This window comes from Labrys sp. E2SS-1L (genome assembly GCF_057073705.1).
In genome coordinates this window covers 3954278-3980662 of the sequence record NZ_CP172712.1, presented here as the reverse complement: position 1 = coordinate 3980662, position 26385 = coordinate 3954278, and the positions used below count along the sequence as shown (strand labels likewise).

The 26385-nt window shown below is 60.8% G+C and carries 38 protein-coding genes; 12 read left to right on the top strand and 26 right to left on the bottom strand.

From position 1 onward, the window contains the following. Position 1: 1 nt before the first annotated feature. Genes ACIGJE_RS18625 through ACIGJE_RS18595 form a run of 7 tightly spaced genes read right to left on the bottom strand, consistent with a single transcriptional unit; the run spans position 2 to position 4788 of the window. Entirely contained in the window at positions 2–697 is a 696-nt protein-coding gene (locus tag ACIGJE_RS18625; protein WP_483678369.1) for a hypothetical protein, read from the bottom strand. A 23-nt stretch (positions 698–720) separates the two neighbouring features. Next, positions 721–1842 carry a baseplate J/gp47 family protein gene (locus ACIGJE_RS18620; protein WP_483678367.1) on the bottom strand — a complete coding sequence of 374 codons (1122 nt, stop codon included), beginning with the start codon at positions 1840–1842 and terminating at the stop codon, positions 721–723. Between the two features lie 9 nt (positions 1843–1851). Beyond that, complete coding sequence (locus ACIGJE_RS18615; protein ID WP_483678365.1) at positions 1852–2220, bottom strand: hypothetical protein; 369 nt, start codon at positions 2218–2220, stop codon at positions 1852–1854. Positions 2221–2228: 8 nt separating this feature from the next. Further along, positions 2229–2771 (bottom strand): phage baseplate assembly protein V, encoded by a 543-nt coding sequence (locus ACIGJE_RS18610; protein ID WP_483678364.1) that lies wholly within the window; start codon positions 2769–2771, stop codon positions 2229–2231. Then, positions 2768–3805 carry a phage late control D family protein gene (locus tag ACIGJE_RS18605; protein ID WP_483678362.1) on the bottom strand — a complete coding sequence of 346 codons (1038 nt, stop codon included), beginning with the start codon at positions 3803–3805 and terminating at the stop codon, positions 2768–2770. Before ACIGJE_RS18605 ends, ACIGJE_RS18610 begins: the two co-directional genes overlap by 4 nt. Further along, on the bottom strand, positions 3802–4023 hold the full coding sequence (locus tag ACIGJE_RS18600; protein ID WP_483678360.1) for a hypothetical protein: 222 nt from the start codon (positions 4021–4023) through the stop codon (positions 3802–3804). Before ACIGJE_RS18600 ends, ACIGJE_RS18605 begins: the two co-directional genes overlap by 4 nt. Positions 4024–4026: 3 nt before the next feature. Continuing rightward, entirely contained in the window at positions 4027–4788 is a 762-nt protein-coding gene (locus ACIGJE_RS18595) for a hypothetical protein (RefSeq protein ID WP_483678358.1), read from the bottom strand. 168 nt (positions 4789–4956) lie between these two features. On the opposite strand from ACIGJE_RS18595, the gene ACIGJE_RS18590 reads away from it, so the two are divergent. Then, on the top strand, positions 4957–5805 hold the full coding sequence (locus ACIGJE_RS18590) for a hypothetical protein (RefSeq protein WP_483678357.1): 849 nt from the start codon (positions 4957–4959) through the stop codon (positions 5803–5805). A 49-nt stretch (positions 5806–5854) separates the two neighbouring features. Here ACIGJE_RS18590 and ACIGJE_RS18585 read toward each other — a convergent pair whose 3' ends face one another. Continuing rightward, positions 5855–7855 (bottom strand): hypothetical protein, encoded by a 2001-nt coding sequence (locus tag ACIGJE_RS18585; RefSeq protein ID WP_483678355.1) that lies wholly within the window; start codon positions 7853–7855, stop codon positions 5855–5857. 122 nt (positions 7856–7977) lie between these two features. On the opposite strand from ACIGJE_RS18585, the gene ACIGJE_RS18580 reads away from it, so the two are divergent. Then, a complete protein-coding gene (locus ACIGJE_RS18580) occupies positions 7978–8406 on the top strand; it encodes a GIY-YIG nuclease family protein (RefSeq protein WP_483678354.1) in 429 nt (142 codons plus the stop codon). Between the two features lie 40 nt (positions 8407–8446). Next, positions 8447–8941: a hypothetical protein gene (locus ACIGJE_RS18575; RefSeq protein WP_483678352.1), complete on the top strand. Its 495-nt coding sequence runs from the start codon at positions 8447–8449 to the stop codon at positions 8939–8941. Here the strand turns inward: ACIGJE_RS18575 and ACIGJE_RS18570 are convergent. Both ACIGJE_RS18570 and ACIGJE_RS18565 read right to left on the bottom strand, forming a co-directional pair. Next, positions 8870–9463 carry a phospholipase D family nuclease gene (locus tag ACIGJE_RS18570; RefSeq protein WP_483678350.1) on the bottom strand — a complete coding sequence of 198 codons (594 nt, stop codon included), beginning with the start codon at positions 9461–9463 and terminating at the stop codon, positions 8870–8872. The genes ACIGJE_RS18575 and ACIGJE_RS18570 overlap by 72 nt on opposite strands. Further along, entirely contained in the window at positions 9460–9885 is a 426-nt protein-coding gene (locus ACIGJE_RS18565; RefSeq protein ID WP_483678349.1) for a phage virion morphogenesis protein, read from the bottom strand. Before ACIGJE_RS18565 ends, ACIGJE_RS18570 begins: the two co-directional genes overlap by 4 nt. 64 nt (positions 9886–9949) lie before the next feature. Here ACIGJE_RS18565 and ACIGJE_RS18560 point away from each other — a divergent pair, with 64 nt between their 5' ends. After that, on the top strand, positions 9950–10327 hold the full coding sequence (locus ACIGJE_RS18560) for a hypothetical protein (RefSeq protein ID WP_483678347.1): 378 nt from the start codon (positions 9950–9952) through the stop codon (positions 10325–10327). Between the two features lie 35 nt (positions 10328–10362). Here the strand turns inward: ACIGJE_RS18560 and ACIGJE_RS18555 are convergent, their stop codons facing one another. From ACIGJE_RS18555 to ACIGJE_RS18490, 14 genes are all read right to left on the bottom strand, one after another. Beyond that, positions 10363–10515, bottom strand: a complete 153-nt coding sequence (locus ACIGJE_RS18555) for a hypothetical protein (RefSeq protein WP_483678345.1) — start codon at positions 10513–10515, stop codon at positions 10363–10365. A gap of 20 nt (positions 10516–10535) precedes the next feature. Then, positions 10536–10925, bottom strand: a complete 390-nt coding sequence (locus tag ACIGJE_RS18550) for a hypothetical protein (RefSeq protein ID WP_483678343.1) — start codon at positions 10923–10925, stop codon at positions 10536–10538. After that, positions 10925–11371 (bottom strand): hypothetical protein, encoded by a 447-nt coding sequence (locus ACIGJE_RS18545; RefSeq protein WP_367622910.1) that lies wholly within the window; start codon positions 11369–11371, stop codon positions 10925–10927. The genes ACIGJE_RS18550 and ACIGJE_RS18545 overlap by 1 nt, the downstream gene beginning before the upstream one ends. A 13-nt stretch (positions 11372–11384) precedes the next feature. Beyond that, the gene (locus ACIGJE_RS18540) at positions 11385–13256 is read right to left on the bottom strand and encodes a hypothetical protein (protein WP_483678341.1); all 1872 of its coding nucleotides are present in this window, start codon (positions 13254–13256) and stop codon (positions 11385–11387) included. Between the two features lie 62 nt (positions 13257–13318). Next, positions 13319–14137 (bottom strand): hypothetical protein, encoded by an 819-nt coding sequence (locus tag ACIGJE_RS18535; protein WP_483678340.1) that lies wholly within the window; start codon positions 14135–14137, stop codon positions 13319–13321. A 1-nt stretch (position 14138) separates the two neighbouring features. Beyond that, entirely contained in the window at positions 14139–14495 is a 357-nt protein-coding gene (locus ACIGJE_RS18530) for a hypothetical protein (RefSeq protein ID WP_483678339.1), read from the bottom strand. Between the two features lie 21 nt (positions 14496–14516). Continuing rightward, positions 14517–15092, bottom strand: a complete 576-nt coding sequence (locus tag ACIGJE_RS18525; RefSeq protein WP_483678337.1) for a DnaT-like ssDNA-binding protein — start codon at positions 15090–15092, stop codon at positions 14517–14519. Between the two features lie 3 nt (positions 15093–15095). Continuing rightward, positions 15096–15503, bottom strand: coding sequence for a hypothetical protein (locus tag ACIGJE_RS18520; protein ID WP_483678336.1), 408 nt, complete (start codon positions 15501–15503; stop codon positions 15096–15098). Further along, a complete protein-coding gene (locus tag ACIGJE_RS18515) occupies positions 15500–15943 on the bottom strand; it encodes a hypothetical protein (RefSeq protein ID WP_483678334.1) in 444 nt (147 codons plus the stop codon). The genes ACIGJE_RS18520 and ACIGJE_RS18515 overlap by 4 nt, the downstream gene beginning before the upstream one ends. Positions 15944–16004: 61 nt before the next feature. Next, a complete protein-coding gene (locus tag ACIGJE_RS18510; RefSeq protein ID WP_483678332.1) occupies positions 16005–17159 on the bottom strand; it encodes a major capsid protein in 1155 nt (384 codons plus the stop codon). 106 nt (positions 17160–17265) lie between these two features. Then, positions 17266–18054, bottom strand: coding sequence for a DUF6651 domain-containing protein (locus tag ACIGJE_RS18505; protein ID WP_483678330.1), 789 nt, complete (start codon positions 18052–18054; stop codon positions 17266–17268). Positions 18055–18135: 81 nt separating this feature from the next. Beyond that, positions 18136–19680 (bottom strand): DUF4055 domain-containing protein, encoded by a 1545-nt coding sequence (locus tag ACIGJE_RS18500; protein WP_483678329.1) that lies wholly within the window; start codon positions 19678–19680, stop codon positions 18136–18138. Then, complete coding sequence (gene terL / locus ACIGJE_RS18495) at positions 19680–21155, bottom strand: phage terminase large subunit (RefSeq protein WP_483678327.1); 1476 nt, start codon at positions 21153–21155, stop codon at positions 19680–19682. The genes ACIGJE_RS18500 and terL overlap by 1 nt, the downstream gene beginning before the upstream one ends. Further along, complete coding sequence (locus ACIGJE_RS18490; RefSeq protein WP_483678325.1) at positions 21115–21567, bottom strand: hypothetical protein; 453 nt, start codon at positions 21565–21567, stop codon at positions 21115–21117. The genes terL and ACIGJE_RS18490 overlap by 41 nt, the downstream gene beginning before the upstream one ends. A gap of 63 nt (positions 21568–21630) precedes the next feature. Here ACIGJE_RS18490 and ACIGJE_RS18485 point away from each other — a divergent pair, with 63 nt between their 5' ends. Then, complete coding sequence (locus ACIGJE_RS18485) at positions 21631–21825, top strand: hypothetical protein (RefSeq protein WP_483678323.1); 195 nt, start codon at positions 21631–21633, stop codon at positions 21823–21825. A gap of 18 nt (positions 21826–21843) precedes the next feature. Here the strand turns inward: ACIGJE_RS18485 and ACIGJE_RS18480 are convergent, their stop codons facing one another. Beyond that, entirely contained in the window at positions 21844–22035 is a 192-nt protein-coding gene (locus ACIGJE_RS18480) for a hypothetical protein (protein ID WP_483678322.1), read from the bottom strand. Positions 22036–22324: 289 nt separating this feature from the next. Between ACIGJE_RS18480 and ACIGJE_RS18475 the strand changes: the two genes are divergently transcribed. From ACIGJE_RS18475 to ACIGJE_RS18450, 6 genes are all read left to right on the top strand, one after another. Continuing rightward, positions 22325–22717 (top strand): helix-turn-helix transcriptional regulator, encoded by a 393-nt coding sequence (locus tag ACIGJE_RS18475; RefSeq protein WP_483678321.1) that lies wholly within the window; start codon positions 22325–22327, stop codon positions 22715–22717. A 386-nt stretch (positions 22718–23103) separates the two neighbouring features. Then, positions 23104–23559, top strand: a complete 456-nt coding sequence (locus ACIGJE_RS18470; RefSeq protein ID WP_483678320.1) for a hypothetical protein — start codon at positions 23104–23106, stop codon at positions 23557–23559. 206 nt (positions 23560–23765) lie between these two features. Continuing rightward, on the top strand, positions 23766–23993 hold the full coding sequence (locus ACIGJE_RS18465; RefSeq protein ID WP_483678318.1) for a hypothetical protein: 228 nt from the start codon (positions 23766–23768) through the stop codon (positions 23991–23993). Between the two features lie 69 nt (positions 23994–24062). Next, on the top strand, positions 24063–24371 hold the full coding sequence (locus tag ACIGJE_RS18460; RefSeq protein WP_483678316.1) for a hypothetical protein: 309 nt from the start codon (positions 24063–24065) through the stop codon (positions 24369–24371). Positions 24372–24506: 135 nt separating this feature from the next. Continuing rightward, positions 24507–24989: a DUF6882 domain-containing protein gene (locus ACIGJE_RS18455; RefSeq protein WP_483678315.1), complete on the top strand. Its 483-nt coding sequence runs from the start codon at positions 24507–24509 to the stop codon at positions 24987–24989. A gap of 198 nt (positions 24990–25187) precedes the next feature. After that, the gene (locus ACIGJE_RS18450) at positions 25188–25379 is read left to right on the top strand and encodes a hypothetical protein (protein WP_483678313.1); all 192 of its coding nucleotides are present in this window, start codon (positions 25188–25190) and stop codon (positions 25377–25379) included. On the opposite strand, the gene ACIGJE_RS18445 is transcribed toward ACIGJE_RS18450, so the two are convergent. Beyond that, positions 25376–26098, bottom strand: coding sequence for a hypothetical protein (locus ACIGJE_RS18445; RefSeq protein WP_483678311.1), 723 nt, complete (start codon positions 26096–26098; stop codon positions 25376–25378). The two genes, ACIGJE_RS18450 and ACIGJE_RS18445, sit on opposite strands and share 4 nt — an antisense overlap. A gap of 71 nt (positions 26099–26169) precedes the next feature. Between ACIGJE_RS18445 and ACIGJE_RS18440 the strand changes: the two genes are divergently transcribed. Further along, positions 26170–26379, top strand: coding sequence for a hypothetical protein (locus ACIGJE_RS18440; RefSeq protein ID WP_483678309.1), 210 nt, complete (start codon positions 26170–26172; stop codon positions 26377–26379). Positions 26380–26385: the final 6 nt, after the last annotated feature.

Here is a 26385-nt window from a genome sequence, read left to right as displayed (position 1 = left end):
CTCAGCCTAGAACGCTGCTATCGAGAATGAAATCGGCGTCGAGCCGACCCGTATTCAAAGGCGGGGGGGCGATATTGACCCAGCAGGTAATGCCAGCCGCGCGCGTCGCCTCGACGGTGTCGTAGATGTCTTGGTTGGTGACTTCGCCAGTCACTCCGGAAAGGTCGGCGAGATAGAACATGCCGGCGCCCCAGCCCGACTGCGGACTATTGAAACCGGAGATGTTCGGAATGCCGGCGCCCTGGGGCTGCACGGCAGTGATGAACATCGTATAGGGCAGCGTGTTGCTGCCCCACGCGCCCGCCATGTTGAAGGCGAACATGACGCCCCAACCCCCGGTATCGTGGGGGTTGAAGGCCTCGAAGATCGTCACCTTGTTGTCGGTGAGATCGGCCACTGCTTTCTGGACGCCGGGCCGAGTGACTCGTTCCCGAAGCACCTCGTCCTGAATGGTGCGCCGGAAGGAGATATCGGTCTGGCTCTTCCGGCGTTTGATCCGGCGGCCGAAGAAGTCATAGGCGGCGAGATCGAGGAAGCCGTCGGTCGCGGTCGAGATCCTGGTCTGCAGCTGGGCGTACTGGATCAGGCCGTAGACCCAGCTTGCCGCTGAGGCAAAGCCCGACAGGAGCGCGTCGAGGATCGGCGACGTATCCGGGAACCAGCGCGCCGGCAAAACCGCCTTGAGGCGCGCGAGCATATTCGAGGTATCGCCCGTAGCCATCAGGTCACCGTGAGGGTCGAGATCTTCACCACGTTCTGAGGCTCAGCCGTGATATCGAGCGAGGTGCCGTTCACGATGATCGACAACCCAGAGACGCCGGCCGAGGCGTTCTGGACGACCTGGGCAAGACGCAGGAATTGCAGATCGGCGCCGAGCGGCAGCGTGTTCACGAACTTGGTCACGGCATCGGCCACGGTCGCCACAACGACCTGATGATCGTAGCCAGTCGCGGTGTCGAGACGGATTGCGATATCGGCGGGCAGCACAATAGGCGGAAAGACTCCCCACATGATCCCGCCAGCTCGGGTATTGCCGACAGCCAGGGCGGCCTCGTCCAAGGTGCTCTGCGGCGGGGCGCCAGAGCCATCATCGACGGTCACCCAGAGAAACCCGGGCGTCGCGACACCGTCGGGCGTCACGTTCTCGATGATCGTGCATTCCAGGCCGAGTTGCAGGCTCGACACCGCATATTTGATGGCCGGAATCGTACCCTTGGACAACGAGGCGATATAGGCGACGAAACGAGCCTTGAGAGAGGCGTCGCTCTCGGCGTTGGCGCCGCCAGCGAACGGCAGGGCGTTCGAGACATAGTCGACGCCGGTGATCGCCGTGTACATGACGTTGACGGCACCGGCGATGACGTTGGCGGCTGTGGAACCGGTGACCGATTGAACCGGAACCGTGATGCTCGCAACTTCGGCCGGCAGAAGATAGCCGTTCTGGTCGCTGGACCAGGACGAGTGCGAGGGATCGGCAACAACTGCGAACGTCTGCGACCCGTCGGCGGTCTGGACCTGGGCACCAACTGGGATCACCGCCGAATTCGTCGGGGTGAACCTCGAATACGTGACCTGTCCGCTCGCCAGCGTGGCCGCAAGCCGGCTGATACCCCAGTCGTTGACCCAGGTGTCAACATCAGTGCCGGTCGACGTCGAAAGCCGGGTCAGGGACAGGACGTAGATCACGAGGCCCTGAAGCCAGAGCGCGACCGAGGCATTGGCCTCAATGACCGCCCGAAGCAGCGAGCCGACAGCAAAGGCCACCAGCTTCGACGACTTGGTCTGGATCGTCGCGGCCTGATCCTGCACCAGGCGGGCAAAGCTCTTTACGTTCAGTGCCACCGCGCGGCCTCAATTGTTGACGTCGAAGGACAGGGTGGTCTGCTGACCGGTAATTGCGCTGGCGTATTCGATCGTGACCGAGACGCCGTTCGTGAGGGGGGTAACTGTGATCTTGGGCGCTGGTTGGCGGGCGACTGCTTCCTCAAGGGCGATCTGGGTCTTGATCACGCCCCGGATCGCATTAGCGTCGAGCAGGTCACCGATGCGCTGTGGGAGGCCGGCGCCATAGTCACTGTAGTGCCAGATATATCCATGCACCGCTGTCATCAGTCGCCGGATGATCCGCTGCGTGGTGAGATCGTCGCCATCGACAAGCGCGAGATCGCCCGCGGGGCTGACCGACAGGTCTTCCCCCCAGAAATGGTACAAGTCGGGCATGCGGGACCTCAGGAAGCAGGGGGCCCTGTGTTGGCGGGCCCGGGCTGGACGGCGGTGTGCTCGTGATCGTGGCCGATGTTCACGCCTTCGTGGGTGAGCGTGCCGCCCTCGATCGCAACATTGCCGGAAAGCTTGATGTTCTGGCCGGTGAAGTTGAGGCCGGCGCCGCCGCTGATCCCGACATTCCCGTCCTTGTCGATCTTGATCGTGACCCCTTTGGACTGGATCACGACCTCTCCGGATTCGGCGACTGGTGGGCGCTCCTTGTCCGAATGCACTCGGCCCAGATTGACCGGGCTCTCCATGTCGCCGTCGATGAAACCGACCATGATCTGATCGCCGGGGGTCGGGCCCGCCACGATGCCGAAGCCGTTGCCGACATGGGGCACCGAGTGCGGGAACCAGCCAGTCTCGAAGCCGTCGGGTTGGATCGTCGCCTTGATTGCATGGCGCTGCGGGTCGTAGCTGGTGATCGTGGCGGCCTTGATGCCGGGGCGACGGGCGAGGTGACGGTCGATCTCCCGGTGGAGATAGTCCTGGAACTCGCTCATCCCTTCGACTTTCCTCGCTTCTTCGACTTGGCCTTGCAGTTCACTGCCATCGTATAGGGCTCGCCCTGTTTCAGCCGGTGCCGCAGGGATTTGATCTCGTATTGATGGTCGTAGGCGGTGCCGGTCCCACTAATCTCGAGCATGTATCGCGGCGTCACGGTTGGATCGCCGGGCATCGTCACAGAGGGCCCGACTTCATGCTTGGTGGTCTTGTCGCACTGATCCTTGGCGCGGCGATCAGCCTGGTCGCGGGAGAGGCCGGGATAGTGGTGCTGCCAAACGAGCTCGTCGCCGTCGCCAGGCTCGGTATACTCGCCATCTTCCGACTCGGCCTTGCGATGGTTCCAGCTCTTGACCTTGTGCTTGACCGGTCTGCCGAGCGTGACGCTGCGCTTGACCGAGAGCTTCACCGCATTGCTATCGGCAGGGCTTTCTGGCGTCGGGGGCCGATAGGTCACCTTCAGGACCGGGAGTTGCTCGTCCGGCTTCTTGAAATAGACCTTGCCGCCTGAGATGTAGGCGACCCGGCCGTGCTTGTCGGCGAGGTCCTGGATCGATGACCAGTCGGAAATCCGGTGCTGAATGGCGGCGTAATCGATCTGGTAGATCTTGCCGGCGCGATCGGAGACGTCGTCGACATCCGCTTCAAGGCCCGATTCCTTCGCAAGCTGCTGCACAATCTCGTGCGGCTTCTTGTTGTGGAACTTGGCCGACGACTTCTTGTCGAGGAGCTTCGCCGCCTTGTCACGGCCGTTGAGGTTCAACACTCCGGAATCGAAGTCGTGCTCGACGTCGTCGACGACACCGTCGAAGAGCTTTACTGCGCCTTGGCCGATGTCGACATAGACCTGGACCTTGATGTCGGTGGCGCTCGACCACCAATCTGCGTCCAATCCCTCGGGCAGATGCCAAAGCGGGGCCCTGGCGCTGAAGGTGTCGGACTTGCCGTCGCGGCTCTGGTCGACGTTGATCTCCTCGCACTCCATAGGCTGGCCGTTGACGACCAGATTGGCGCGCGGGGTTCGATAGGTCATGTCCAGAGAATTCCGCCATTGCCAGGCCTGATGCCCGACGGGATCTTGAGAGTGACGACGCCAGTCAGGAACGGATCTCGAAGCCCATTGAGCTCGGCGATGTCATTCCAGCGCGTGGCGTCGCCAAGCTGTTCGGCCGCGACCTGAAACAGGTTGCCGCCGGCGACCGTGACGATACGACTGGTCAGCGGCGACTGGATGTTGTTGGCCTCAGGCATCGGTCAGGCTCCAGTCGCGGCGACGTTGATCGCGATCCGCTCGACATAAGGGATGACGTCGAGAACGGCGCTTTCGGTCTGGACCGCTGACACCTGCCCGATCAGCCATGCGGCCATGACATCCGGATCAGTGCCAGACACCATGCCGTCGGTCGCCGCGATCGATGCCTCGGCAGCGTCCGCGACGCTGGTCATCGTTCCTGCCGCGCCTGCCACTGTGGAATGAAAGGCGAGCAGCTCGGCGTTGCTGGACTGGGTCAGTCCGGTCGAAGCCGTCATCGCGGCCTGCACTGTTCCGAGCGCGGTAGACACCGCCGCAGGAGCGATCAGGGCCGCGCTGGACGCCGAGCGAAGATCTGCCGTCACGAGGCCGTCCAGAGCGCCAGCGAGGCCGCCCAGGGCAGCGTCGGCGTCATCAGTGATAACCTCGCAGGTGATCTCGTAGCTGACCTCGTAGAAGCGCTCCGCATCCGCCTTGAACTTGGTGATCACCACCGTCTTGAAGAAATCGAACCAGGACAGTTCGATCTGCGCGCCGGCAATGCGCATCTGGTTCAATGCCTGGGCCCGCGACAGAGCGTCGGGGCCGCGGAAACGGCCCTTCCACTCCATCGCGTCCGGAACGCCGCCCATGGCATCGAAGACACGCCGGCCGCCGATCAGCTTGTGAACGGGGAGCTCGTGCTTCCCGCCGAAGTTGATCTTCTCTGGAATCTCCCAGCCCTGGAGGATGAAGGGGCCGAGGAAGATCTGGGTATCGGCCATTGGCTTTCCTTCAATTAGGTGTGGGCGCTACCGTGGCCATACGCTTATGACAAGAAAACGGACGCGGTATGTGGGCAGCCAGCAACCGCCGCTTGAAAACCTCCAGGGCTAATGTATCAAGCGATAAAAGAGGCGATTTTCTAAGGCTTGTACTTCCAGGGTAAGATCATGGGTGAGGCAGCTAGACGACGTTCAGTTGCAAAGGCGAATATAGCCGGTAAACTATGTGCTTATTGTTCGAAGGAACACGCCGACACTGAGGAGCATATGCCTCCCAGAATTATGTTTCGGCAAAAAGATCGACCGCCTGGATTAGAGGTCCCTGCGTGCGTAAGATGCAACAACGGGACTGGACACGCTGATCTCGTCGCCGCGTTAGCAACCAGATTTTTCTCTTCTGACGAGGAATATCACCAGGTCGATGACGATCTGGAACGGGTATTTCGAGGCATTCGCAATAATCGGCCGGATGTTTTGGTCGGAATGCTTCCGCGACGTGCGGCGGAGAAGTTCTTTCTAAAACATCAAGCCGCTCCGTTGCTCCGCGAAGCTGGAATCAAGTTCGTCAAGATTAATCCTGAATTCGACTGGTACTTGAAGCTGTTTAGTATAAAATTTGTACTGGCCCTGGCTTATAATGAAAGGCAGGCACCGCTTCCTAATTCAGCTGGTGTAATTGCGACGTGGCGAACAAATCACCAATTGGTATCTGATGACTACCCATCAGAAATAGTTTCTCTCCTCCCTACTACCGATACTTTAAGGCAGGGGAAAAAAGAGGTTTCGGGCCAATTCAGGTTTGCAAGTCAGTCGGACCCTGACAAAACGGTTGGCATCTGCAGGGCGAACTTCAATCTTTCTTTCTCAGTTTATGGTCTGTGGGCAACGGACCGAGCACTGTTGGAGCCGCAGAGTGAGGATGGGCCAAGGGTCTACAGCCCTGCTGACTTTGCGCAATTGGCCGACGAGGCTAGCCGCAGAAGGTCAGTTCCTGAAGTGGTGCGATGGAGCTATTGATAGGCGCAACGGTGGATCAGGCTGTGATCCACCGCGCTATTGATTTGTCCTAATGTCCCCCATCTACGGCCGGCATCGTCGAGCCGGTATTCTGCGCCGGCGTGCTCGTTGCGAAGCCTGCCATCGCTTTCGTAACCACCGACAGGATGTAGGCGTCGATACTCTGATTGCCGATCTGCACCTTCACCTGCGTCTGCTGGTTCACATTGACCGGCGGCGGAGGAGGGGGCGTCACGGCACCACCCATGTTCTGCATGCCGCTTCGCATTGCGTCACGGTTGAACCAGAACTTCGGATCGCTGAACGCTCTGCGATACCAGGGAGTATCCCCAGCGATCTTGTCGGGAAGGTCGTTGATCAGGCGATCGATCCGGCCGCCGAGACCTTTGCTATGTTCAGCTTCGGGATCGTAGGCCTTGCCATAGTAGTCGGTCCTGGCGTGCGGCAACCAGTTCATCAGTTGGCCCATCTTGCCGTCGGCGTACTCGACGCCGAAATAGGCCAGAAGGGCGCCCAGAGCACTACCCCAGGGCTTTCCGGCGGAAGGGACGCCAGGAGCGCCACCAACGCCAGGAACGCCCTTAGCCCCCAGCGCAACCGCAGCTTGCTGCAGCATGACTGCCGAGGTGTTCAGCGCCGCTGCCGAGGCGTTCAATCCGCCAGACCCGAACAGGGTCCGCCAGATCGCCGCGCTCATGGCTGCGGTACCGCCGATCGCTAGGGCGCCGCCGGCGCCAGCAGCCCCAATGCCGAGCGCTTTCACGGCGTCGGGATGAGCGGCCGCGACAGCAGTCATGGATTTCATGACGCCGGCCATTGCGTTCATGGCGCTGATCGCGGGTTGGACCAGTGGCGAGCCGAGTGAGGTCAGCAGGTTGTCCCAGGCCGACTTGAAGTTTGCGGTGGCGATCTTCGGGTCCTTGCCCAGCAGATCGTCGACAGCGTCCAGCCCCTTGGCCTGGCCTGTAATGGCGGCATCCTTGCGGATGCGTTGCCCCTCGAGCAGCAGCGCAGCAATGGCAGCGGCGGAGTTTCGGTTGCCGAACATACCGCCAAGTAGATTGATGGCGTCGGTGTCCCCAGGCTTGATCTCGTGTCCGAGGGACTTCTCGATCGCTGGCTTCAGGACGGTTTGCGCCCACTCGAATGGGTTGCGCGTGAAGAGTTCCGTTCCCTGCACGGCGCCAGGCTGGAAACCTTTCGTATTCCCCTGTTTGTCGAAAATTAGCTTCGAAGGATCTTCGATCAGCCCCAGCTTTTCCCACAGTTCTAGAGCGCGCTGTGTTACCCGGCCTTGGTTTACGGTGCCATACAGCGACATCAGCTGCGTGCCGGCCGTCGAGGGGCCTGCTTCCTGGATCATGGAAGGCAGGATCTTGGTATAGAACTCCTCGCTCCAGCCCTTCGAAGCCAGTTTGCCGTACTGGGTAGCCTGCATGAAGGCATGCGGATCGACCTTGCCGCCGGAGGCCGTAATGGCCCTGGTCATGCCGTCGAAATACCCGATGAACTCATCAGGCGAGGTGAGCCCTTTGAGTTCGCCCGCGCGGGCCATGTTGTAGACCGCTTCGACGGCCTTATTGCCGGATCCTTCCGTCATGCCGTTGAGCACAACCCGCATCTTTTCCAGTGGGTCGATAAAGTCGATGGCATGCTCGGTCGAACCGAAGACTGTGCGAGCCTCCTTGATGTCGGCCAGCACCGAGGAAACGCTGAGACCGTACTTGGCCGACTTCTCCCAGGCCACTGCCGTCGCCTCGGCGACCTGGGCCTGGTTTTGCGTCGCGCCCATCAACTGCTGCTGCACGTGGACAAGATCATTGCCGCGGTCGATCAGCTTCCCAAGGCCATCGAGCAAGCCGACACCCGCGCCGGTCGCAACAGCCCCGCCCACGGCCAGCTTCAGGTTCGTGCCCAGCTTCTCCCACTTCGACATCAGCGAGGTGGTCTTGTTGTCGATGTCGATCAACTGGCTGGCAATTCCGGCCAGAGCGGCGGACATATTGCCCGTCAACGCAAGCTGGACGCCGATCTTGTAAACGTCAGACATCAGCGTAGAATCCAGCTATGCGATTTTTCATTTCGAGACGCCTTCCCTTCGGCCTTCGAGCCGGGTTGAGCTTCCCACTAGGCACCAGCACTCCTCGCCAGAACCGCCGATGCGGAACGACGATGGGAGCGGCTGGGATCGAATTCGTCTATGTGATCGAGGGCGATCACGGCCTGGTGAAGATTGGCGTCACCACCAACATGGATGCCCGTCTGGCCCAGTTGCGGACAGCATCAGCCTTTCCGCTGCGCCCGACCTATGCGCTTGCCGTGCAGATCGACGCTCGGCAGATCGAGGGCGAGGTGCATCGCAGGCTCGATGATCATCGCTGTTCGGGAGAGTGGTTCGATTGCTCGCCTGAGGTGGCAGAACGCACCATCAACGAGGTGGCGGCGGATTTCGGCATCCCGATCGCCACGACCGACAGCGAGACATTCCGGCGAGGGCTCAATGCGGTCCCGAGGGATTCGATAGGGCTGACGACCTGGCTTTTCATCCTTGTTCCGGCTGCCCTTGCCGGCGCGTCGGTGATATGGCTCGCAGCGACGTGATCATCCCAAGTTCAGCTCAAAACCAATCAGGGAGGCCGGATTGAAACGGACGTTGTTGGTTGCCTTGTGTGCTCTATGGACGACCGCCAGTTTCGCCGCCAACCCGATTTCAGCTGATGTCGACACGGCATTGACCAAGGCAGCGAAGAGCCTCGGATATCGCACCAAATTTCGGGCCGATAACTGCCAGAAAGACGAGAATTTCGTCTGCGACGTCTATGTGGACACGCCAAAAAGGAAGAACGCCTTCAAGTTCATGGCCGTCTTCCCAGCCCCCAATGAGGAGCTAAGCCACTTCACTGTGGTTCTCGGCAACGATTCTGCATCGACCGTGTACGGGACAACCAGCCTCTCGACCATCGAAACTCTGTTGTCTGGCCGCAAGGTGAAGATCGCGGAGACATCGAAGCCTGTTTCAGAGACGATCGCGAAGGCTACCGCGTCCGGGGAGGCCGAAGAGGTGTCAATTGCTGGCGTTCGTCACAGCGTGACCGTTCGGGGCGGCGCTGTTTTGATCCAGGTCGGCGGCAGGTAGACCCTCATACGACCTCGACGCCTTGAGCCTTGCTTCCCAGTTGGCCGCGAACCTGAGGGCCACCGGCCGACTGGAGATCACCAACAGGTTTTCCGCGTTTCTGGTCTTGGCCGACTTCGTGAAGTTGTAGCTCCCGGTCAGGACGCGCTCACGGTCGATGATCATCACCTTGTTGTGGGCGATGCCTGGGGTGGTATCGATCCAGACCGGGATGCCGGCATTGGAAAGATAGGTCGCTGCGCTGTAGCGGCCGCGATCATTGCTCTTGTCGAGGATGATGAGGACCTCGACGCCGCGGGCCGCCGCTTCCTTCACTGCCGAGATGATCGGGATTGAGGTGAAGCCGTAGGCCTGCACCAGAACTTGGCGCTTCGCCCGGCCGATCTCGCGAACAATCGTGTCCTCGCAGTCCTCGCCGGGCGTGAAGCATACTGACACGGTCGGCGGCGGTGCGCTGCGCGACGGCTCTGCCCAGGCAGGCGCCACGAAGAGCAAGGAAAGAAGGGCGAGGGCGATCTTCAACGGAGGAACCGAGTCATTGTCAGGTGACCATACACCGCATCACCGATTGCCGCGACAACCTCCTTTTCCTTGTGCCGGGCCGCCCCGGCCAGGAAGGAGCGGGGAGGAATACCGCGTGAGGTGCCAAGCTCTTGCCACACAGCCTTGTCGTCGTTCGAACCGATCCGGGCCTCTTTGTCGCCGACACTGTACTGGATGGATTCCCGCATGGCGCCGGTTTCGAGCAGGGGAGTGTTCGCGGACTTTTTGGCGAGGGTCGCGGGAGCAAGCTGGGGCCAGCCGTAGCGGTATGTGCCAATAACCGATTTGGCCTCGGTCTCGACGATGACCGCCGCCTTTTCCAAGCCTTCGTGTTCGGCGATGGTCATGTTGGCCAGGGCGGTCAGGTGGGCCGCGAAGCCTGCAAGGGTGAATTCGGCCATCGTGTTTCCCGAAGAATATCATGCGCAAACAGTTGAATTTCACGCCCCAGTCACGAGCGCTTGAGTGGAGTTTGCTTCCCTTGATTCGATAATGAAGGAAATGATCTCCATGGCTTTAAAGGCAGGGACATATAAAGTCGTATTTGCAACACCGATCGGGCACGGGAACGGAGTTGTTGCACTTGAAAATGGAAAAGCCCGTGGGGGCGATTCCATGATGTTCTACTCGGGCACATATTCTGAGGACGGGAACAACTTCCGAGCAAACATCAGGGCCGGTAAGCACTCAACCGTCCCAGGTATGCAATCCGTTCTTGGCGTAGAGAGTGGTGAAGTTATCCTGGAAGGGACGTCTTCAGACGTGAGCGCTCAGTGCACAGGATGGCTCGCGAGCAATCCGGGAGTAAAAATAAGTGTCACCCTCTCAAGAGTAGCCGACTAGCGGTACAATTTGGTCTTTGGAGCTTGGGCGGCGGGTTATCCTCGCCTCGGCTCCCATTTCATCTCTTTCCAGTCCCACTTGTTGCCGTCGAACTCGCCGAAGACGACATAATGGGCCAGGGCTTCGCTGGAGCTCAGGCTGAGGGCGACATCATAGGGGACGCCGTTCTTGACGAGGTAGAGCCTCATCCGGAAATCGCCGTCCCCCGCTATTCCCCCGCTTCGCCGGCGCCTTCTTCCTCGACCTGGAAGTGCTCGCGGATGGCATCTGCGACAGCTTCGGCACCATCGTCGTCGAGACGATCGATCAGCGCGTCGAACTGGAGCTCGGTAACGGGAAGCCGGAGTTCCTCGCCGTCGATGCTGCAGCAGGAGGCGGCAACGAACACCATGCCGAGGTATTGGCGCTTTTCAGCGGACTCCGCGGACAGAGCCTTGAAGATCCGGCGGCGCAGCGGAGTCGTGATCCTGCGGACGCCGAGGTTTCGGCCCCGGGCATCGGTCACATAGACGATACGGTTGGCTTCTTCGACAATCTGCTGTGACGGCGACTTGACCGTTGCGGCCTCTCGGACCGGGTTAAGTTTCACCGTCGTCATCAGAGCACCTTGATGCGCTTGCTGGCTTTCCAGCTCAATTGCTGTGTGACGTAGGCGTCGGGCTGCGACTTGCCTGCGTCGGCGAATTTCATGGCGACGCCGTCATAGCGGAACTGCGTGACGGTGCCGTCGGTGTCCTCGATCGTCTCGGTGATCCGGACGTTGTTGAGGGTGCCGGTCGCGTAATAGTCCGCCTCCAGCGCCGCGAAGAAGTCGTCGAGCGAATGGCCGCCGCGGTCGATGCCGATCGACCCCGTCCAGCCGTCCGGGATTTCGGCGAAGCGGTGGATCCCGTCCATGCCCTTCGAATTGAGAGACGTGGTTTCCTGCTTCTTGTCGAAGGAGGTGACCCTGTCGATGTTGAGCACCTGACCGCTCGGCAAGGTGACGTCGATCGAGACGTCCTTGCCGATCGTCAGGACGCCAAAGCCGGTATTGGCTGGCATGTATCAGCGCTCCTTAGACTGCGAAATTGACGGATTTGCGCTCGATCTGGACCGATTGGCCGGCTTCCAGATTCACGAGGAAGTACTCGATCACCGACAGGTATTGGACCTGCACATCGGCCTGCATGTAGCCAAGGGCAACTCGGGAGGCCGGGTTGTTGCTGTCGTCGAGGACGGAGGCCCAGGCGTCGTCGCGACCGTTCGGCGTTCCGATCAGGCCCTGCTGCTGCAGGTTGCCGAAGAAGGAATCGATGGTGGTCTTGGCCTGGCGCCGGGTCGTCGCGCTCTGCAACTTGCCGACGTAGATGCCCATCGCCGCGTCCAGCGTCGTGGCGATGTAGTTGGTCATCCGGGTATAATTGTCGCCATGGATGACGTCGTTCGACGAGGCGTTGCGGCCATTCCGGCAGCCGAAATAATTGCCGCCCGGGACCGGGTTGCAGATCACATCGATACCGGCACCGGCCAGGATCTGGAGATCTGCCGTCGTATAGGGTTGTCCGGAGGCGCTCTGCTCGGTCCCGACGACCGCCTGGAGCTGCTTGTTCAGCGTGGACTGGTTCGGCGACAGGGCAGAAAGCAGACCAGCGGAGAAGGCGGCCGGACTGACCAGGCGCTGCGGCAGGCCGTTCGCGGTGTCGTTCCAGTACACCCAATCGCCCAGCATGATTTTCAGGGCGTAGCTGTCGATGCCAGCCGTCGCCTTGGCGGTTGCTGCCGTCTGGGGGTCCTGGCCGGCTGGGCCGGAGGTGATCATGTAGACGCCCTCACCGAGCCCGAAGGCGACCTGCGTTGCCCAGGAAGTGGTGTCGGTGACGTCGCAGAGGGCGCCAACGGCGACCTTCTGCCCACGAAGGGCATACATGCCGGTGCGGGGCACTGTGTCCACGCCAAGCAACGCGGAGGCGCTGAGGCCGGAAGCCCCGTCGGTGCCGCCCTGCAGCGCGTAGGTGGCGGTCTGCGGTGAGGCAGAGCTGGTGCCGATCGTTGCAGTGACGATATCCGACGGGCCGCGCGCGCCGCTCTGGCCGGTGTTGATGGCCGCGACGACATTGGCCCAGAAGGTCGAGCCGGAACCGCCGATGTTGTCGAACTTCTCCGAAGCGAGGCCAGGAGCAGCGACCAGGACCTGAGAGGTGCCGGCCGCCGAGCCGGGCTGGATCGTGACCTTGATGCCGTTGCCGAAGCTGCCGGTATATTTCGAGGTCAGCGTCAGGGCAGGGGCAGCGGCCGCGCCGCCGGACATGTTGGTGACGGTCGCGCCGGTGACCGTGGTGGCGACGGTGAGAGAGTTGCCCGCGGTGCCACCAGTCGCAGCCGTCAGGTTCAGGTCCGCGCCGGACAGAGTTTCGGTGAACTTGACGAGCTGGGTGTCGCTGGAGCCTTGCAGGAGAGTGAGCAGCGAAGCCAGGGTAGCGGCAAGATTGGCGCCGATGTTGACCTGCAGGCCTGTTGCGCCCGAAGCCACGAAAGTCACAGCGGTGCCATTCAGTGTGATCGTCTGGGATGCCGACGGTTGAACTGTAAAGGAAATCTTACCAGTTGCCTTCGGGGCGCTGGCCTGGGCCTGGACGGTGGCAGCGACATCGGTGCCGTCCGTGACGCGCACACACTGGATGGCCGTCGCGCCCTGCTGGAAGGCGATCGTTGCCCAGGTGCCCATATCGTACTGCCGGGCCTGATAGGGTCCGAACTTCGCCTTGAACTGTGCAGGCGAGCCAACGATCTGGGGCTGGTTGACCGGGCCCCAGGTGGCGGAGCCGACCAGGCCGAGGACGTTGGACGGAACGCCGTTGATCAGGAACTGCGGAGGGACGATCTGAATGTAGACGTCGGCCACGGAAAGGGCCGTCGTATTCAGAAGGCCTTGCTGGACGATAGGCATGGGCTCTTCCCAAAAGAAAAGCCGCCCTGCGGCGGCTCGGTTGCATCGACTGGTCGACGTGATCAGTTCGCGGTGATGTCGGTCTCAACGACGAGGATCTTGGTGGCGTCCTGCGTCTCGATCGTGGGGTACTCGACGCGGTATTGAATATCGCGCCGGTAGATCTCGACCGTCTGGCGTTCGTCGAGAATGAGGGTCCGCTCGTAAAGCAGCCGGCCGACGGTCCCATCGGCAAAGCGGAGGTTCTCCGGGCGGGCGAGCGCGATATCGACGAACGGTGAGACTTGGTCACGCTGGGCCGGTGAATTGCACCAGACCGTGATCGTGAAGCAGCGCTCCTGCCGTTTCAGCTCGCGGACGACGGTGCCGTAGCCACCGGCGCGGGCGACGACCTGGGCATTCGGAGTGAAGGTCAGGACCGGACCCGCCGTTGACACGCTGACGCCCTGGGCGGTCAGGAGCGAGGCGACTCCGGTGGCGATCGTCGCCAGCGTATCGCCGGGCTGCACCGGATAGATCGCCGAGATCTTTGAGGGCGGATAGTCACCCACAATGACGGCAACGTTCTGCGGCGTCTGGACGGTACCGGCGAGCGTCAGCACGTTGTCGACGACAGTTGTCGTGACGGTCTCGACGGCGGGGATCAGTTGCGCCCAATCGCGCGAGAACCGGGTGACGTTCTTCTCGGTACCGTTCTGGCCGAAGACCGAGATCACGACTTGGCCGGTGCTCATGGCCTGGTCGAGGACGGCGGGAACAGGCCAGCCTCGCATGATCGAAGCCGGCGCACCGAGGGCCGATGGTTGGCTTGTGCCGTTGGGATAGACCGCCGCCGCGATCAGGGCGACCAGGGCGTTGCCGGCGTCTGCTTCATCGGCCATGTCAGTGCGCCTCGATCCGAATGGTCAGGAGCTTCCACCCCATTGAGTTCCAGTACGCAGCTGCGACCTGATAGCGGTCGCCGAGGTCGTCAGTCACGATGTCGCGGTCCTCGATGACACCCTTGGCGACTTTGCCGCGCGGGATGAAGATGTTCCATTGGATCGGTGCTGGCGGTGACGCGGGAAGATCGCCGCCACGGGGCCGGGCGGAGCCGCTGGCGGCCTGGACCGACGCCGGGATACCGGAGACGACTGGCGTCTCTGTAGCCAGCTGGACACCGCTATAGGACTGGATGCCGACAGCAAGGTTCTCGACTGGTCGGGTGACCGCTATTGTCCTGGGATAGATGAAGGACATCTCAGGGGGACCTTTTCGTCGTCAGCCCCGGACGGTGCGTCCAGCAAGCCCGTAATTATTGCCGATCAGACCTGAGATCGCGGCGAAAATGCCGGGATAGGTTTTGGCCAGCGGGGCGCCGCCGATATATTCGCGCTCGGTGTCTCCGGCTCGTTCCCGTTTGATCGCCCCATTGGTATCGCCATCTGGGGTGAGCGAGCCGGCGCCGGCGAGTTCCCGAAGTGCGGCCTCGCAAGTGGCGTTCTTCAATTCCTTCGGAATCGTTGTCGGCGGAATCGGCTCATACTCGAAGAGCCCATAGCCGACGCCGTAGAAGTAGCCGTCAGGCACTATTTGCGGCATCAGATTGTCGTAGTAGGCGCCACTCCTTGGCCACTCCAGTGCCTGCTCGTGCCGCTTGGTACGATATCCCGTGAAACGCAGCCGGAAGGTCACATCGATGAAGGACGTCGCCCTGACCAATGCGCCTTGCTTGACTGCATCGGCGCCGGTCCAGGTGGTGACGCCTCGATCGGCAAAATAGTTATCGGCATCGGCGACGCTGACGTAGCTATTCGAGTTTGCCAGGCCGGTTCCGTCCTCAACGATGAAAGGCATTGATCAACCTCTGGACAGAAAGGCCTTGGCGTCAGCCATCTTGCGGTCGAACCACTCACGCTGATCGTCCGTTTGGAGCGTGCGTCCCCAGACGGAGAGCGATCCGTCGTTGTTGACCACGATCAGTGCAAACATCTGATCCGGGTTGGCGTTGCGAAGGATGCGTTTGATCGCGGCGTCCATGGAGTTGAGATCGGTGACCTTTACGTCGCCAGTCTCCGTTTCCTTGACCGTCGTCGGCGTGTCGGGGAGGTTCTTGCGCCACTCGCCGGTATCGCCACTGGCGACCGTGCCGCACTGGGCGCATTCGAGCTCGTCGTCAGCTCGCGCAAAATGGGTCAAGCACCCGCAATCACAACGCCATACGATCTTGTCGGCGTCGCATCGCGGGAGGGTGACGATGTTGCTCACTGCTCACCGGTCTGCTGGGCACCGGCCTCCTGGTTGAGCGACTCTTGCATGGCGGCTTGAGCGGCTTCCTCGTTCTCGTATGGGCCGCCGACGGTCTCCTTGCCGCGCTTCAGGTAGAGCCTGCCACCTGGTCCCTTCGCGACCCGAAGGACGTCTTGGGGTTCATCGGTGGTGGCCGAGCCATCGATTTCGATTTCGGCCTTGCGGAGTTGGTCGATCTGCTCCTCGATCGGGAGAGCATACCAGGCATCGAGCGAGATGCCGGCCCGCCTGGCGAAGATCTTGGCGATGATGCTGTCGGCCAGCGTCCGTTTCTCGACAGCCGGTTCGACCGAGCCATCTTCCGAAATTACCTCGTGGCCTTCGGTGAGGTCGTCGACGTTGATCACGACGAACTCGCCCTGACCCTCGCCCCAAGGCTTGACCTTGATCGTTTTCATGTTTGATCTCGCAAAATGGGGAAGAAAGGCGCGCCGTAGCGCGCCCTCAGGATTGCTCGCCTCAGCCGAGAAGCAGAGCCATATGCTCGGGCTTGATCGCCGCGGTGCCCCAGGCCAGCGAGACTTCGTACTGCATCTGCCGATACTGGGCGTACATGGCGATCTCGAACGACAGGCCGGACACCGGATCGGTGACGATCTGACGGTCGATCGCGCTATCGCCCTGGGGAGGCAGAGCGGGTGCGCGGGTTGCCAAGGCAATAGCGGTGCGGGCGAACGCCATGTTGCGTACGGCAGCAGCCAACACCGTGATTGCGGTGGCAGCGGCCGGAATGGCCTTGCGCAACCCAGGAGCCGCGAGCGTGATCGCGCCGCCATTCGAGACGTCAGTATCACCCGCCGCGACGACGTACTTGTTGGTGTCACCGGCAAAGGTGATCACGTCGCCGGCGACGATCGTGCCGGTGCCGGCCGAGGCCAGCGTTATCACCGTGGTGCCGATAGCATAGCCGGTGGCATTGGTGGTCGCACCGGCTCCGGTTCCCGCCGTGCTCGTCTTGATCTGCGCCGACTCGCGGAGAGCGAAGCCATGCACGTCGAGCAGAACACCGCGACGGAGGAGCGAGGTGTCGGCCGCTTCGTTCGCCTTGGTGAGCTGGGTCAGGGTGCGCATCTTGGCGCCGGCAGTGGTGTCGAACACCAGCTGAAGGTCGCCCATCGGCGCGCCGTTGTCGGCCAAGATCTTGCGCATCTGAGCCGTGTCGGACAGATCGGAGGCGAATGGAGTCGTTCCGGGCGTGCCGTATGCACGAGAAGCGGCCGGGAACAGCGCGGCGAGATCGGCCTCGACCTGGTTGACCAGCCAGCGCATGGACTGGGCGATCTGGTCGCGGAAGATCACGTTGTAGGACGCGCCGTTATTGTCGAGGCCGAGTTTTTCCTCGCCATTCCAGCGGATGGGGGAGCGCTTTGCCTTGGTGATTGTCATCGGTACGTTGCCGATGTTCTGGTCACCGTCGTTAGGCGGCGTCACGGCCGGCGTGATGTCGGTGCCGGTCGCGGGAGGGGCGACGGGGGACATGACGGTCTGGCCAACGGCAGCGCGCTCAAAGGTCATGTCCGAGGAAACGGACGGGATCAGCCCGACCAGTTCACGCGACACGACATCCAGAGCGTTATAGATAGTCGGGATCAGCCCAGTGAGCGTATTGCCCATGGTTATTGCCTCTTGGAATAGAGATTGATGTCAGGGGTTCTGGGCCATCCAGCCCGGTCGCCCCGTCCCGCATCCGCGTGGGGGCACTACGCGCCGTTGGGCAGCGCTATTCGGTGAGGGTGTATCCCTCTTTCATCTTGGTGGCCTTGGCAGCCGGATCGAGTGCATCGAAGGCCTGCCGGCTCATGGTCTTGTTCCCGGACTGACCGCCGTTTCCGGGCTTTCCACCGCCGCCGCCTTGATTGGTGCCTTTGAGGATGGAATCCCGGAAGGCATAGCCGTCGATCATGCTCTCGATGGCTTCATCGAAATCGGCGATCTCGCCAGCCTTGGTGCGCGAATAGATCGGCTGCCCATCGAGGCCGATGCCGACGACCTTGCCGTTGTCGATCTTGAATCGACCACCAAACATGGCCTGGACCATATCGGAGGGGACGGCCACCTTGTCCTGGATGAATTTCGAACGCGAGAATGCACCGCCGACCTTCTCGATGAAGAAATCGTTGGTCAGCTTGCTGTTCTCGGACTTGAGACGCGTGATGGTTTCGTTGCTGGCCTTTGCAGCGGCAGCAACCTGTTCCTCGGCAGCCTTCTTGGCGGCGGCCTTGATCTCTTCGACCTTGCCGGCAGTGACGAGCTGACCCTGATCAAGGTTGCGAACGGTCTCCAGCGCCTTCAGCGCGGCGGCGGCGTCCTCGATGCCCTCGAAACCTTTGAGCTTGGCCTCGACGGCCTCCTTGGCTTCGCGGTGCGTCTTGGCTTCGCCGTTGAGGCGCGTGATCGTTGCCATGGTGTGGGCCGCATCGAATGGGGCCTCTTTATCGTCGTCATAGACATAGACAGGCTTGCCGTCCGCCACGACAACGTGGCCGGCATCATCAAGTTTCAGCTTCATGGTGGTCTCCGGTCATCCGACCGTTGGTGTTGAGGCATCCGCCTCGAAAAGGCCCGCGCTGTATCCGCAGCGAAAGGCCGGTTAGACTTTCTGTGGGCGTGTCAGGGGCTGGACCGGCTCGCCAGTCACAGGATCGATGGCCGGCACGACACTGAGCCGATCCTTCTCAAGGCGCTTTTCCTCTTCGACTGGGTCGAACTCGTCCGAAACGACACCTCGGCGTTTGAATTCGGACTGAACGGTCTCCTTCGAAAGCACGCCTTGGGCCTGCGCCTTCAACAGCGAGTCGAGCTGCGCTGCGCCATCGAGATCGACCGTGAAGTCGGTGTGCACAAGCGCTTCGGCCGAGGGAGGCTCCTTCAGCCACATCGAGGTCAGCACGAAACATTGCTCGAGCATGTCCTGGAACTTGATCGCCCAGGATTCCGAAACCGAGCCGGCTTTGCGCGAGACGTTCGCCGACGTGATGACCGTGATGTTTGTCTCAGTCAGCGGCTGCATGCCGAGTTCGCGCATCTGCTTGCGATGCTTCGCTAGGCTCTCCTCGAGGAAGGTCAGCGATGTCGCCGCCGGCTCAATGAATTTGAACGTCGCGTTCTCGCCAGCGGCGTTGGCACCTGGCAGGAGTACGGCCCGGGGACCGACAGGAACGACGATCTTGGTTCCGTTATCGTCTGACGCCTGAACGCCCTCGCCGACGAGCATAGGGAATGCCGTCAGGTTCTTGATGGCCTTCAGGTTGGATTCCTGCTGGAATTCCTCGACCTGGGCATATGCGATATCCCTAAGGGGCGGCCGCACTGCAAACGTTGTTCCGATGCGGTCGCCTGGGATGAACGGCACAAGCGGGATCTCGCCGATCGTGTAGGTTCCTTCGTCGATCGGCTCCCAGTGTTCTCGCTCGGTGTTTGCTGCTTTCCGCTTCTCGTAGATCGTCCAAGTCGCCGGCGCATACCCGGTGATCGTCCCGTCGGCGTCTTTGATGGGGACCCGATCGATGACGCGGACTCGCTCGAAGGTCTTCTCCTCGTAGCCTTCTCGGATCGTCGTCGTTTCATCGAGCCTGACGTGGACCAGGATCTCCTTGCCGTTGACGAATTCGCTATAGGCCGCGAGGACCTGCTTGGCGCGAATGTGCACCCAATAGGGCCGCAGGCCGCGCCGAGCTTCCTCCGCCTGCGTCAGGGCTCGATTATCCGTCGCCTTGGGATAGTCGACGAGAATCCAGTCCAGGCCGTAGTCGATGCCGGCCTTGTAGGTGTCGGCCGCGAAAACATGCAGATTGTGGCCGCGCCCGTCGATATTGTCGACGAGCCCGTCATCGCGTTTCCCGCCGTCGATCCTGCCGGCGATATTCGGGGAGGCGCCGTCGCCGACAACAAGCTGCTTCGAGAACGGCTTGGCGGCCAGGTCCCGCGAGATGTCGGCATAGATATTGGTGAAGGGCGCCGTGCGCCTCCGCTCGTCGTAGTCCTTTTGCGTCTCGTTCTCGAACTTTGGCAGGTAGATGTTGCCGGCCGCGCGCATGGTCTCCGCACCGCCCAGGATCGCATCCACCATCGCCCAGAATGCGGACATCGAGTCGCGGTCCGAGGCCATGGTCTGCGGGTTCGGTTCGGCTTCCATCAGGTCTGTCCATAGGTTCCAAATGCGGGGCCCGATGATTTGTTTCGAACCAATTGGCCAAAAGCCCCGGACGATGCGTCGACCTGGTCCTTCAGCGTCGAGCCGGGGAATAGGCAGAGTTCATCGAGGTAGCCGTCCACCCACTCGCCTTCCATCAGGTAGACGTTGCCGAGTTTGCATTGCGCGGCGAAGGGCTCAGCCCTGGTGATCTTGTCGCCAGTTTCGGGCTCGGCGACGAGTGTCCAGCCCGCAAGGAGCTTGGCATAGTCGCTGACTTGAACCTTGCCGGCCTGACCGGGATCTTGAGGTAGGCTGATCTTGACGGTTTTGCCATCTATCTCGGCTTGCTGCTTAATGGCTCCACGGACGCCGGCTCCGTCTTCGCGGCATGTACGGACATGGGCAACGACGTATGAGCCATTCGGCATCCTGCCCATCTTTACGCCAGCGGTCCTGGCGCCGTTGCCGCCCTTAGTCGCCGCAAGGTCCCAATGCCGGACCCAGACGGTTCCGGCGGGCACTGTGTCGATGATTTTTCCGTCGAACCAGGCGCGCTTGAATAGACCGCCTTCGCGTGGAACCGGTCGCTGCTGATACTGCCCAGCCCAGACGAAGGCCTGGGCCTTGAACGGCACCATGCCCGCCGGTGTGAACCGAAGCGGGTTCATCAATTCGCCCTCGAATGAGCGAGGATCGCGCCAGGGCAGGGGTGTTTCGCAACGTTGTTTCACCTCGAATTCCATCGGAATCCTGAGATGGATGAATCCCCATTGCCGAGCGAGCAAGGAGCCGGTGAGGTCGCCTTCGTGAAGCCGCTGCATCACGACGACGATCGCGGAATCCTCGCTCTCGATACGATTGAGGCCGCCTTCCAGGAAGCTCTGCACCGCCGAGGCGCGTTCCTTCTCGGACTCCGCACCGTCGACACTATGCGGGTCGTCGACCAGGAGACGTCGGCCACGCTTGCCGGTCAGGGACTTGAAGGCGGCGCCTTCGCGAAAGCCGGTGTCGGTGTTTTCGAAGCTCGTCTCGCCGGTGCGGTTGAGCTTCACCTCAGGCCAGAGTGTTTGATACCACTCCGACAGAATGAGATTGCGGGTCTTTCGGGTGTCGCGGGTGACGTTCCCGGTCTCATAAGAAGTCGAGACGAAGCGATGGGAACGCATCCCCATCGGTCCCCATTCCCACGCCTGCCAGAGTACGGAAACGATCGTGGACTTCGACGACCCAGGCGGGACGTTGATGATCAGGCGAGGATGCAACTTGCCGAGTGTGATCGCCTCGAGGTGATCGCACATGGCCTGCAGTTCCCAGCCCCAGATCAGCCGAGTCTTGGGCTCGATGATCGGCCAGGCTTCCTTGACGAAGCCGGCGAAGGTCTTGCAGCGCTGCCGGGTGGCCTCGGCGTCATTGGCCAGCCGCTGCAGCTCTGCCTCACGCTTCCGGCGTGCCTTCTCCTTCCGGATCTGCTCCAACAGCAGCGCCGGCGGCGGCAAGCGCAGCGACGACAGGTTCGAGGGCCGTGAGTTCCGCATCGCTGAGCTTTGTCAAATCCACGGCAACTGGGATCGGCCCGCCGCCCTTTCCGGTATGCTGAACAGCCGCCAACTTGGGATGGATGTACGGCGCCAGCTTCTCGGCAGCCTCCAAGGTGGCTTTCTGCTTCGCCATCAAGACGTCCTCGTCCGGCTTTCTCTTCCTGGCCTCGGCCTTCCAGCGCTTGTAGCTGTGGTTCATCAGGTCGGTCATCACCTCAAGCGGAGAGAGACCGCGCGCGAGTGCCTTCTTCTTCTCGGCCTCGGTGAAGGTGTTCCGACGCCCTTTGGGCCTGCCGGCGCCTGGTTGCCGACCGCCACCCTTGTTTTTCTTTGGCGCTTCGTCGGTCATGGATCCACTCGGGTTTGCGGTACTGTGCTATGAACGGCCGAAATCGTCCCGAGGGCGCTTGTCATGTATCGCGGCACACCGATGCAGGTTTTCCTGAAGGCCACCTTTTTCTGGATGACGGCCTGTGTCGTCGCGGCCGTTATCAACTGGCAGGGCTTTATTGCCGACCCTTGGTCAAAGGTTATTGGATGGGCAATCGGCTCGTATGCCTTCGCGGCGATCGCCTCAGTTGTTCTCTGGTTTTTCGGAAGCGATTGAGGAATGAAATAAGCCCTGTCACTCGGGTTTCTCTGTCTGCCCGGCCTTCCCGGGGATCAACTGCCAGTGCTCGATGCTGATGCGCTTGGGTTCCGGGCAAAATAGCTCCGTCACCGCCGGCGCCAGCAGATTGGCGAGGGCCGGATCTGCAATGTTCTCTTTGATCAGCCAGTTGGCGACGACCTGGCGCTTTTCCTGTTCGGTCGGCATAGGCCGGGCTCCAAAAGCGAAACCCGCCTCGGTTGCCCGGGCGGGTTAAATAATGCGCAAAATTTGCGTATTCTCTATTGCGCGATACGCAAATTTTGCGTACAACAGACTCACCGAAGCAACCAAGCTTCGGGTGGACTGGAGGTCCCCATGAGCATCAAGCTCAGCTTCCAAGTCCGGATCGGCAAGTGGAGACTGACACTCTCCATTAGCCGGTAACTCCGGGGGCCGGGGGAGCTGACACCTCTCCCGGTTCCCTCTTAGATAATCTCAATCGGAGGGCAGTTCAATGGAGAACCTCACAGCTCCGCTCAACCGCGACAATCTCATCAAGTTTCGTCAGGCTCACAATCTGACGCAAGCCGAGATGGCCCTGCGGATTGGTGTGAGCCTGCGCACTTACCTTGCCATCGAGCGGGGCGAAGCAGAACTCAAGCCCTACCATATGGCGGCAGCAGTTCGCTTCTATGTGCACACTTACCAGTGGAACGAGAAAGGACAGTGTGAACTGTCCGAACCGATTCCGGTCCCCGCCGCGACACATGAAGAAGCGGCTCACATGGTGCTGGGCGACATCCCGCTTATGGAAGGGGCTTTGGCCAATCCTCGCCTGGCCGCAAAGGTATGGCGCATTGGGGCGGACTTCAAACCGGAGATCGCATACTTCTCTCGGGTCGACTGATCGGCGCGCCAGTAAACCAGGATCACTCCAAGTTCACACCCACATCGATGGGTTGCTTGCCCGCAGGCGCGCCGACAGCCAAATTTATAAGGTACCCCTGTGCTTGAATAGAGGCTGTCGCTGAAAGCCTCTCGGCTCTCTGGGAGCGCGGTGCGCTCGGTGGAAGGATGCGTTGCCCACACCTTCGGCGACAGTGACGTTTTGATGCCGGTATTCGCGGCAATTGTCACCACCCCAATTTCGTCCTCAGATCGCGAACGAAACACCCCATGGGGTATTTCCTTTACGGCAAATATTGTTGCTAGAGCGGTGCTCACGACCCTGTCACGGACACAGCAGCATGGTGCTGGAGGGCCGTGGATTGAGGCAATGTCGGAGGGGCGAATATGGACCTGCTTTCAGCGCTGAGTTACGGGATCATCGGTCTTGGAGCGATTCTGGCCGTGCTTGCATTTTACCTACTCCACCAAAGCCGAGAGAACCCGACGCCGATCTATGTCTTCATGGGATTTTCAATTGCGATCTTGGTGGCAGGGATGGCATTTGAGCTTAACAGACATGACCGGAACAGCGATCAATCAGAGAAGATCGCGCAGCTAGAAGCAACTATCACACAGCAACGCATAGTCATCGATAGAGATAATGCGAAATTCGGAACTGTCTCCTCTGTTTTAAACAGGACCGTCGGCCCCTTTGAGGCCGAGGTAGGCTTCATTACCAACTTACCTTGTGGCGGAGATAGTCATGGGAAGAATCCAGATCGCGCCGACGCGGTTAGCAAAACATATCGAGCGGCCTTGGAGTCTATGAAGATCGCGGTGTCAATTGCCTCGGGCAGCTGAGGGAGCAAGCAGGGCAGACAGGATAAGAGGTCGTGGTCTACCGAGTGGCGGAAACAAGGGTTTGCTCGACTGGATCGATCGGGCCGCCAAGGCTCGAGGCGAGACCAGGAGCGGGTATCCGGCGAGCGCAGCAAGGGTTCGGCTCGTGGGAAAAGCGGTCGTCTGATGCTACCTACATAAAACACTCGGGTGTTGGAAAAAGAACGATGAACAACGCAGTGAAAATATTCAACGCAATGCGTTCAGCGACGCCACCAGGTATCAATCTAACCATTGAGCCCGAAGGCGACGGCTTTCTCGTATTTTCTCAAGAACGGTCACTCACCGTCGAAGAGCAACAGCAGATCGAGCGAGCCGCTTATGTCGCCAATGGAAGGCAAACGTTCCGCCTCTATTTCGATCGAGGAACACGCCCTAGCGAGATGCGATTTTAATCAAGAGAATAGATCGGTTGGTTTGCTGACCGGTGATTCACTCACTCCAATACGCTCGGAGGGGAGCACATGAACTACACTGCTTTCTCGAATTCCATGAAGATCACCTCAGGAGCCGTTGTGGCGTTCGAGGCGAGGGCGCTGGGTCCAAGCGATCAGGAACTGGTATTCAAAGTTGGTGATGCAATTGCATTTCGATTGGCGCTAGGGCCCGCCGGAAGCGGCACTGTGGTTTCGATCGATCAGGCAGATTGTGATTTCGCCTTCGACGACGATACCTGGCGAATGTCTCCGAAGCGCGAAGGCGATGCCGGCGGTGACTCAGAGGCGGGCATCGAATTCAGAGAGTGGATCGTCCGCGAACGCGTGGGCGAATAGAGTTTGTATGCCTGCAATTGGTTGCAACGATCGGCTCCATTTCCAGTGTAATCCCCCTCCAAGAATGGGCCAATAGGCGTATAAGCGATCCATGAGAGGGTGATATTGCGGTGAGTTTTCTTGCGCCGAGGGCCTATGGCACAACCTGATTGGTATCCCGATTGGCTTCATGAGGCCGTGCATGAGCTCCAATCCAAGAACGATCGAATAGAAGCCGAATTCCGCATAGGGCATTGGGAGAACTGGTTTTACGACCTTGAGCAAGGGACCATCGTGTTCTCCCATGGGGACGAGCCGAAGGTCATCGCGCAGATCCAGGTTATTGGCTCTACCAGCACCAGGGCGAAGAATTGGCTGTGGGCTTGGGACAACGGCAGCATTCCCGAGGCGATGACCGTCGACGCGCGACAAGCTCAAGCCTTTGGCGAAGAGCATGGAATCGAGGATCTGACCCATAGTTATGTCAACGACGATGATTTCGAGGCGTTGGGATGGGAACTCACCGCGGTTGCGGCCAAACTTTCCAATGCCGTCGGGGCATATCGACCATCCGGCGAGAAGGGGGCGATTTACTTGGTCTACAAAGACATACGCTGGGCCGATGGCGCCGCGACGTGAATTGGGGGCAGCGACCGTATGCCTTGAGCAGTCCGCGCTGATCATGCAGGCGCACTATCGACCGAGGAAGGCGGGGCGGCCGAAGAAGGAAGCGGTGGCGTAGTTGCAGATGAAGTAACTCGACACCTACCGTTTAACGGCGGCGTCACGAGGACAGGAGCGAGGTGATATTGTTCATAGTCAATTAGGAGTGGGAATATGTCTCTCTACGGGGCCAGAAAGTTCTTTGAGGACAATGCACAGCGCCACCTAAGTGCCCAGCGGGAGCCTGCATTGACCAACATCAACAACGGTTTGTTGGCGTTGGTGAAGGCACTTGAACAGGAAATCTCACAACTTCACGCTGAATTAGCCCACATTTCGCAGCAGGTTGCGCAGGGCCGGCGTTAGCCTTTTTGTTCGAGCCCCGTCGCAATCACCCTTGCCCCCATAAACCGCCACCGATCCAGACTCGTTCGGCTGATCACCTTGTCGGGCGAGCACTCCGCGGGCTTCACGATCACCGCGACGTGCACCAGGTCCTTGCTCGCGAGGTCGCGCTCGAGGCGGATCAAGGCGTTCGCGACGATGCGCTCCCGGGACTCTGCTGAGCCGTCCGACAGGAACCGGCGCTTATTGGCCCAGGTCGCTGCGTCGCCCGCCGCCGCCTTGCGCTGGGCTCCACGCCGCTCATTGATCTGGCGCTCGACTATCCTGGCAATGTCTGCGGCCTGCTTCGCGCGGCCTTGCAGGACGCCATCGATCGAGCGCCCCCAAGCCTTGCACATCGCCCAGAGATTCAGCGCGTCGGCCGCGAGGGGCTGATCGGCGAGGAATTGAGCCGGCCAGGCCAGCACCTCCTCCATCCTGCTGATCTGGGCTTTCGACAGGGCCCGCTGAAACTCACGATCGCCGGAGCGGAAGGAATACTCCTCGCCCATCTCGCGCACAATCGCCGGCCATCCGCTGCCGGGCTGCTTCGGGCCGACTGCGCCTGGGATCCGGCGGAGAGTCTCGAAGGCGTCGACCATGCAGGTCATGACGGCCTTGACCCTGTCACCGCCGACGGGGGAAGAGAGATCGACATCCAGGACGGCATCGTGGCTATGGTCGTGGTCGCGGGCGAGCATCAAATTCCATTCCTATGAGATAGGTTCGATCTTAGATTTGGGTTCGAGCAACTGGTGAGGGGACGAGAACAATGGCGAATGCAGCGGACCAAGTAACGCGCGCCCAGATCACCATGCTGACCGTCGCACTCGAGGCGCTTGTGCGATCCTTGGAGGCCGCCGGAACGCTGATGCCCGGGCAGTACGCCGCCTCTCTGTCCGCAGACCTTGAAAATCCCGACCTTCATCTGCCACCAATGGCCCGTGAACTTCTCGCTGCGTTTCGGCAACAGATGATGTGAGGGCAG